Source organism: Pseudorhodoferax aquiterrae, assembly GCF_014652235.1.
In the GTDB taxonomy this organism is placed as follows: Bacteria; Pseudomonadota; Gammaproteobacteria; order Burkholderiales; family Burkholderiaceae_C; genus Pseudorhodoferax; species Pseudorhodoferax aquiterrae.
Genome location: NZ_BMYK01000061.1, coordinates 1 through 6,580 on the forward strand (window position 1 = coordinate 1; position 6,580 = coordinate 6,580).

Consider the following 6,580-nt stretch of genomic DNA (forward strand, 5'->3'; position numbering starts at 1 on the left):
TGCTAGCTTTTCGTACCGTCACTTATTGCACTGAAAACGAGGAGACCCCAACGTGGACATCCAGATGCGCACCAATGTGCCGCACATCTTCGCCATCGGCGACATCGTGGGCCAGCCCATGCTGGCGCACAAGGCGGTGCACGAGGCGCATGTGGCGGCGGAAGTGATCGCCGGCGAATTGCAGGGCAACAAGGAACTGGCCAGCGCCGCCTTCAACGCCCGCGTGATCCCCAGCGTGGCCTACACCGACCCCGAAGTGGCCTGGGTGGGCCTGACCGAAGACCAGGCCAAGCAGCAGGGCATCAAGGTCAAGAAGGGCCTGTTCCCCTGGGCGGCCTCGGGCCGCGCCATTGCCAACGGCCGCGACGAAGGCGTCACCAAGCTGCTGTTCGACGACAGCCCCGAAGCAGGATCAGGAGACGGCCATGCTGGCCGGGGCCACGGCAAGATCCTGGGCGGCGGCATGGTCGGCACGCATGCGGGCGACATGATCGGCGAGATCGCCCTGGCCATCGAGATGGGTGCGGACGCTGTCGACATCGGCAAGACCATCCACCCGCATCCGACGCTGGGCGAGAGCATCGGCATGGCGGCGGAAGTGGCGCATGGCAGCTGCACGGATGTGCCGCCTGCGCGCAAGTAAGTCCGCAGCCAAGCTACCCTGACAAGGCCCGAACTGGCGACGGTTCGGGCCTTGTGCTTTGCGTACCCAAACAATCGCCGCAGAATACTGTGCATTTGTACAGTATTCATGTCAGCCACTTCCAAGCCCAAGCTCTACAACCCACGCCACCCCGAACGCACGCTGCTCTACCAAATGGTAGCCGAGCACTACGAGACCTGGCTAGAGTTGGCCAGCGCGGGTCAGTTCGACGGCCAGGGCGACCACCACACCCCCAAGCCCTTCGTGCGCAAAGCGTTTGCCAAGTATCTTGAGTGCGGCATCTTTGCCCATGGCTTTGCCCGCGCTCGCTGCGGCGACTGTGGGCACGACTACTTTGTAGCCTTCTCCTGCAAAGGCCGGGGAGTCTGCCCCTCGTGCACCACGCGGCGGATGGTGGAGACGGCGGCACACCTGAGCGACCACGTTTTCCCCCGCCTGCCGGTGCGCCAGTGGGTGCTCTCCGTGCCCAAGAGGTTGCGGTACTTCATGCAACGCGACGGAGCGGTGCTGAGCATGGTGCTGCGCATCTTTCTGCGGGTGATCGCACAAACTCTGCAGACCCACAGCCCCGGTGCGGCCCATATGGACAAGGCAGGCCTGCACATCGGTGCCATCGCCTTCATTCACCGATTCGGCTCCAGCCTCAATGAACACGTCCACTTCCACGTTTGTGTGGTGGACGGGGTGTTTGAGGAAGTGGAGGGCGAGGGCGATGCTGATGCGACCCCTCGAATCTCATCGCCGGGTGTCATCTTTCACGCGGCCACCGGCATCGATGCGGCTACCGTGGCCCCAGTGCAGACCACACTGCAAAAACGCATCCTGCGCGCCTTCGTTGCTCGGGGCCTGCTGGAGAACTGTGACGCCAAAGACATGCTGGGCTACAAACACAGCGGCTTCTCGGTGGACGCCGGTGTCTGCATCGAAGCCCACGACCGCGCTGCGCTGGAGCGGCTGCTGCGCTATTGCGCGCGTCCACCGTTTTCCATGGAGCGCCTACGCAAAGAGGGAAGCAAACTGGTGTACCGCTGTGCCAAACAGCGCAGCGAGCCCACCAGTGACAAGCGTGGTGCCAAGGCAGATGAGCTGCACCTCACACCGCTGGAACTGATCGACCGCATCGCCGCGCTGGTGCCACCGCCACGCACCCACCGGCACCGCTACTTTGGTGTGCTGGCACCAAACTCGCCGCTGAGAGCGGCGGTAACGGCGCTGGCTCAGCCTGCTGCGTCGCAACCAGCCACGGTGGAGACTGCACAACCTGGCGCGGGCGTACCTGGGGTGGCGGCGCCGGGCAACGCGGCCACACCCACACCCGAACCTGAAGCACGCCCGAAGCGAGCGGCGCATTACTTGTGGGCGGTGCTGATTGCCCGCATCTACGAGGCATTTCCGCTGCTGTGCCCCATGTGCGGTGGGCAGATGCGCATCATTGCCTTCATCACCCACAGCGCCGAAATCCGCCACATCCTGAACCACATCGGGGTGGAGTCTGCCCCCCCGCACATCACCCCGGCACGCGGGCCACCGCTGTGGGAGGGCTGCGACGCGCCGGTGGATGATGGTGCGCAAGGCGAGCCGGATTGGGATCTGGCAGCTCAACCCGACGAGGTAGACCAGCGCGTCAATTGGTGACCCAGTGAAGCGGCGGTATCCATCGCTGCGGGGAAGCAGCTGCGCGCGCGCCAGGCCCAAATGCATACTGCCTCCCAAGCTCTTGCCATTGAGCGGCAAGCGAGCGCTCAACCTTCCTTGGCCGAACGTGTTTCGAGGCCCAAAACTCGTGCCATACTTGGCCTCATGCGGTTGAATTTCCTATCCGTGATACGGATTACGTGATGACGCAGGCGCTGGCGGAGTTCATCCGCTACGACAAGAAGTGGGCTTTCGATGGCATCGCTTTTCGGTCCGTGCAATGCGAGGGTGGCGTGAACTATGTTCTGTTCGATAGAGGCGAGCCGGAGGCTATGCTGGCCCCGGACTGGCGGCCAGCCTTCCACCTGGCGATTGAGTGCGAGGCTGTCTCGATGCACGTGATCGAGGGCGTGCGTTATAGCCATGTTCCTGCCTCTATCCCGGTGCAGGCGACCAAGTCCTGGTGAACTGCGTATGGGCCACAGCGTGGCCTCGGGTGCGCTGCAGGCTACCCACGCCCCGCTGCGCCGGGCCTTGAAGACGCGCTTTGTTGCGAGAAGCTGGGCGCATGCTCAGCGACGAAGAGAAAGCCCGCATGCAGTCCTGTCTGCGCACCTTGCGCGAGGCCATGCCGGGCTTCGCCAGCCGCCGCGCGCAGTTGGTGATGATGGCCGAGGTGGCACATGTCCTTGGCACGCTGGATCGAGCGCGGTGGCAAGGAGGTCAGGGCGGGCCGGACGACAGAGTTCCACGTCTGCGCTGCGCCGATCGGTGGCGGAGAACGCCTGCGCACGCTGCTGTGGGATCGTGCCGGCGCTGCCGTGCTGACCTCGGCGACGCTGCAGGCCTGCGGCTCGTTCGACCTCTTCATGGAAGAGGCTGGCCTGAAGGCATGGGAGGGGGTGCATGCGCTCAGCCTGCCATCACCCTTCGACCATGCGGCGCAGGCCGAGCTGCACCTGCCGCGCATGCGCTCCCATCCGCTCGATGCCCAGGCGCATACCGAGGAGGTGGCAGCCATGCTGCCCGCCCTGCTCGAGGCGCAAGCCGGGTCTCTGGTCCTGTTCGCATCGGCAAGGCAGATGCATCAGGTCGCGCATGCGCTGCCGGAGGCGCTGCGCGAGCAGATCCTCGTGCAGGGAAGCACGTCCAAGCGCGAGCTGCTGGCGCGCCACAAGGCTCGCATCGACCAGGGCCAGCGTTCGGTCCTCTTCGGTCTGGCCAGCCTCTCCGAGGGGGTGGACCTGCCCGGCGCCTACTGCACGCACCTGGTAGTGGTCAAGTTGCCCTTCGCGGTGCCCGACGATCCGGTCGAGCAGACACGCCGGGAGTGGATCGAGGCGCAGGGGAGGTCCGCCTTCCATGAGCGCAGCGTCCCCGAGGTCGGCATCCGGCTGGCGCAGGCGGTGGGGCGGCTGCTGCGCACGCCCGAGGACCACGGCCGCGTCACGGTGCTGGATCCGCGGCTGGCGAGCACGCCGTGGGGCCGGCGCCTGCTGGCGGGCCTGCCGCCGTACCGACGTGTGCGCGGCGCGGCGCCAGGCTTGCCATCCGACGCGGCAACGGTCGATCGTTCGGCCGCGTGACGGCGCCAGCGGCGGCTCTTGAAGGTGCGTCGCGGTAGGAGATCCTGGGTGGACCAACACCGATCCACCCATGAACTCCATATGGAGGGCATCGGCGCGGTCGGCGTGCTCGAACCCATCGTCGTGCGGCCTGTGCTGGGCACCGACCTCTTCGAGATCATCGCCGGTGAGCGCCGTTGGAGAGCCGCAAGGAACGTCTTCGGCGACGACTACGACATGCCCGTGGTCATCAAGGACGCCAGCGACGAGGCGGCCGAGGCCATGTCGGTGATCGAGAACTACTACCGCGCCGCCATGTCGCCGGCCGAGGAAGCCCGTGCCGCGCAGCGCCAACTGCTGCGCCAGCGCGGCGACAAGGAAGAAGCCGCCCGCCTCATGGGCTGGTCGCCCGAGGTGTTGGAGCGGCGGCTCGCGCTGATGGCCTGCACACCCGCAGTGCTCAAGGCGCTGACTACGCGCAGCATCCAACTCGGCCACGCCGAACTGCTCTCGGGCACCCCACCGGAGAAGCAGGACGGCGTGCTGACGCAGAAGGTGCCGGTGACCTTGCCGAAGTCCCAACTCGGACGCTATGCGCGCCGGCTGCCTGATGGTTCCCTGGTTTTCGCCGCTTCTGGTCAGACATGCGAAAAGGTTGAACCTTATGCATTCGTATCAGTGCTCAGGCCGGGCCGCCGGCTTTGATCGCATCGTGTAGGCCTTCTCAGTCCGGGAGAGTGTCGAGGATCCGAGGCCGCTACCACGGCATTCTCGATGGACATCTGCGTCCGGCCTATGCGGTGTCCGAGGCGGCATGTAATCAATGTGCGCTGCGTCACGCGTGCGATCGTCCGGGTGAACCGCCCCGGGGCGGTTCACTACCTGCAGCAATGGTTCGCGCCGAGCGACCCGGCGATGGAGCAGTCTCTGCACAACATCCCCGTGTTCCGCCAGTTCGCCGCGCTGAGGGCCGTGGCGCGGTTGCTGGACGAGACGACGATCCTTCGGTTCCGCCACCTGCTTGAGAAGCAGGGCCTGGCAACCGAAAGGTGCCATTGCGGGCACCTGTCTCGCGGTTTAGAGGCCGCCCGCAGGATTGTTCTGTGGCCGGTTCGCCCGAGCTGGCTCGTATGGCACAAACGCGGGCACCGATGCGGGTATGAGAGCTTTGGCCCTAGCGTTCATTCCGGCTGGACTGACATCAGGCCAAACCCCAGTGTTGATCCGAGTCAAGACTGTCTCAATCGCCGCAGCTGACTCTGAAGGCTCGAACGTACAGTGCCCCGCACGGTCAACAATCGTCGTTCTGTAGAGACTCACATCTCCACCATTGGCCTGCATCTTCTGAACATACGAATCGATGATGTTTGGAGGCACCACGTTATCTCCTGTTGTATGCATCCGCAAGGAAGGTATCTTGGGTGTGCCGTGGACTGTTCGTCCCGGCCCGTTCCAGAACGCCGAGGCGGCGGGTTCCGCCTGTACACGGGTCGCGTCCCGCAGTGTTGCAAGATCGGCCTGGAGATTGAGTCCATTTGTCGAGTAAAGCGATAGCACCAGACGCCCGACTGCCGGCTCGGCGCGGGCCAGAAGTTGGGAGTAGTCGATGCCCGCATTCCAAGAGAGTTGCCGAACTGCCGGAGATGTCCCTGCATGCTCAAACATGAATCGAGACTGTCCTCCAGGTTGGGCGGCGTTGAGAAGCACAGTGTCGAAGACTGCACTTTGAAGCGCACCGAGATCGAAGGGATCTGGCTGAGCTCGTGTGGCATTGCTCCACACCGGCCACTGGCCTACTGCAGCAGCAAGCGCAATCCTAGCCCGACCTTCCTGGCTCTGCTGAGCTAGCGTGAGAGCGGCGCGCCATTTTGCAGATTGATCTGCTACGGAAGCAAGATCGGAGAAGCCGACGACCTGCAATTCTGATGCGATCAGCGTCTTCAGCACGAACCACCCATCCAACATCATGTTCATGAGTGGTACCGGCTCATGAGCGCACCCTACAACAACGCCATCAACCTTCTCGGGATAGCGCTCGGCAAAATTTAGAGCAACGAAGCCGCCGCCCGAGTGTCCATACTGGATCACCTTCGTAGGCTTCCCATAGCGCGCGTTGAACATGTCGATGACCGAGATCAGCTCTTGCTGCTCTCGATCCGGATCATAGTTAAAGTTTCTTTGCGGATTTCGACCGGTACCCGAAAGCGCGTAGCCTCGCTGCAACCAGTAGCAACTCCGCGCGCCGTCCTTAGCGGGAACATAGTCAAGGTCGTTGATCAACAAGCCGTTCCAGCCTGTTGGCCGACGCATGCTCCACGGCGACCCGTTTGCAAAGGCGCCCTCGGCCTCCACATAGGTAACGGTCCCATTGCATCCTGTCACTACAACTTCCTGCTGTGTCGGCGGACCATCAGCGTCCTTGTCGCTTCCGCCGCACGCCGTTAGTACAGCTGCCGCTATCACGCCGACGAGGCGCCTCGATTGACAACTGATAGATCCGATTGCCCTCACCTGCCGGTTTGGTTCACTTTTCATGTGGTCTCCTTTTTACATGTTGGTCGGCGCCCGCTAACAGTCGAAAACGAAATCTACCCACTGCGAGCCTCAGGTGCATAGTTTGCCACCTAAGGAAAATAATATTAGGTAACTAATCTTGTGTCAACGGTGTTGGCGATCGTCTCGAACCGACCCACCGGAATCGCGCAATACTGACCCA

Annotated in this window: 5 protein-coding genes and 2 pseudogenes; 6 read left to right on the plus strand and 1 reads right to left on the minus strand. The window is 63.5% G+C overall.

Annotation, left to right across the window (positions count from 1 at the left end; genetic code table 11):
• Nucleotides 1-37: 37 nt before the first annotated feature.
• The 6 genes and pseudogenes from IE209_RS33275 to IE209_RS33300 form a co-directional block, all read left to right on the plus strand.
• Nucleotides 38-643 (plus strand): annotated as a pseudogene (locus tag IE209_RS33275) (oxidoreductase dimerization domain-containing protein); the annotation flags it as partial.
• Between the two features lie 108 nt (nt 644-751).
• Nucleotides 752-2,299: an IS91-like element ISCR8/ISPps1 family transposase gene (locus IE209_RS33280; protein ID WP_011117152.1), complete on the plus strand. Its 1,548-nt coding sequence runs from the start codon at nt 752-754 to the stop codon at nt 2,297-2,299.
• A gap of 203 nt (nt 2,300-2,502) precedes the next feature.
• Nucleotides 2,503-2,766: an RES family NAD+ phosphorylase gene (locus IE209_RS33285; protein ID WP_059400346.1), complete on the plus strand. Its 264-nt coding sequence runs from the start codon at nt 2,503-2,505 to the stop codon at nt 2,764-2,766.
• Nucleotides 2,767-2,982: 216 nt separating this feature from the next.
• Complete coding sequence (locus IE209_RS33290) at nt 2,983-3,885, plus strand: helicase C-terminal domain-containing protein (protein WP_059400345.1); 903 nt, start codon at nt 2,983-2,985, stop codon at nt 3,883-3,885.
• A gap of 48 nt (nt 3,886-3,933) precedes the next feature.
• Entirely contained in the window at nt 3,934-4,569 is a 636-nt protein-coding gene (locus IE209_RS33295) for a ParB/RepB/Spo0J family partition protein (RefSeq protein WP_227740917.1), read from the plus strand.
• A 168-nt stretch (nt 4,570-4,737) separates the two neighbouring features.
• Nucleotides 4,738-4,911, plus strand: a pseudogene (locus IE209_RS33300) (transposase); the annotation flags it as partial.
• 30 nt (nt 4,912-4,941) lie between these two features.
• On the opposite strand, the gene IE209_RS33305 reads toward IE209_RS33300, so the two are convergent.
• Nucleotides 4,942-6,399, minus strand: coding sequence for an alpha/beta fold hydrolase (locus tag IE209_RS33305; protein WP_108497019.1), 1,458 nt, complete (start codon nt 6,397-6,399; stop codon nt 4,942-4,944).
• Nucleotides 6,400-6,580: the final 181 nt, after the last annotated feature.

Coding starts and splice junctions, on each gene's coding strand:
- IE209_RS33280 (WP_011117152.1), top strand. CDS start 752: ATGTCAGCCACTTCCAAGCCCAAGCTCTACAACCCACGCCACCCCGAA.
- IE209_RS33285 (WP_059400346.1), top strand. CDS start 2,503: ATGACGCAGGCGCTGGCGGAGTTCATCCGCTACGACAAGAAGTGGGCT.
- IE209_RS33290 (WP_059400345.1), top strand. CDS start 2,983: ATGTCCTTGGCACGCTGGATCGAGCGCGGTGGCAAGGAGGTCAGGGCG.
- IE209_RS33305 (WP_108497019.1), bottom strand. CDS start 6,399: ATGAAAAGTGAACCAAACCGGCAGGTGAGGGCAATCGGATCTATCAGT.